Origin of the sequence: Marinobacterium profundum (genome assembly GCF_001528745.1) — a bacterium.
Taxonomy (GTDB): domain Bacteria; phylum Pseudomonadota; class Gammaproteobacteria; order Pseudomonadales; family Balneatricaceae; genus Marinobacterium_A; species Marinobacterium_A profundum.
Genome location: NZ_BCNS01000193.1, coordinates 1 through 868, shown reverse-complemented (window position 1 = coordinate 868; position 868 = coordinate 1). Strand labels below are relative to the sequence as shown.

The 868-nt window shown below is 51.8% G+C and carries 1 protein-coding gene and 1 pseudogene; both read right to left on the bottom strand.

What is annotated here, in order from left to right; all coding sequences use genetic code 11:
• Positions 1-182: pseudogene (locus tag MPRO_RS21730) on the bottom strand (hypothetical protein); the annotation flags it as partial.
• A 302-nt stretch (positions 183-484) separates the two neighbouring features.
• Positions 485-670 (bottom strand): hypothetical protein, encoded by a 186-nt coding sequence (locus MPRO_RS21725; RefSeq protein WP_067298268.1) that lies wholly within the window; start codon positions 668-670, stop codon positions 485-487.
• Between the last annotated feature and the right edge of the window lie 198 nt (positions 671-868).

The following is an 868-nucleotide window of genomic DNA, read 5'->3' as shown; positions in this document are numbered from 1 at the left end:
GGCGGCAGCGTCGGATGGGTATAAGAGACAGGTTCCAGCGCTTCGCGCGAACCTGTGGAGGCGCCGGACGGTGCGCAGGCACTGCCCATCACGCCGGACGCCAGAATGACGTCAGCTTCAACCGTAGGGTTACCGCGTGAATCCAGTACTTCGCGCGCCTTGATCTGGGAAATGCTGCTCATGTCTGCCTCTGTGAGTATCGTCATGTGTTGTTAGGGCGATTCTGCCCGAATGCATCCGCATCCGACTCGAGCGCATCTTGGCGGTATGCGGCCCTGCGCAGCCGCCTGCGTTCTGGTTAGAATCTAACCGCAATAAAGCGTCCGGTCGAGAAAATTTGGTAAATTAACTAAAATTTTTACCAAAAAATTACTTTATAACAATTATTTTTAGTTAATTAATCTTTATTTCATCATGCCAGCCTGACTTTTGGTCGGGTCTTGCGGTCCTGTTTTTCGGTACTTCTGCTCCGAGTCAGGTGTGCTTAAAAATCGTATTCGGAGCAGTGCAGAGCCGGACTCTGCAGCGGATGCCAGGTTCTGGCGGCCTGCACCACTTCCTGCTGTTCCGCGGCTTCTGCCCGCAGGTTGAAATCGTTGGGCCATTCCTGTGTGCGGTTTTGGGGCTCGGCATCCTGCTGTACTGGGCTTTTCGCGGCTGTGTTATGCATGTTAGTGACCTCTGTTAGCCTGTGGGCTTCCCGACATGAACGATCTTAAGGGCTTGCTGGCGCCGAGGATCCGAACATCGTGCATTGCTCGATAAGGAATATATATTCTATATAATACACAAAAAGAATAAATATTCTATTTGTTTCAGTGTTGTGGCACCCGAGGGTTGCCCGGTATGGCTAGGAGGCTGTCCGACA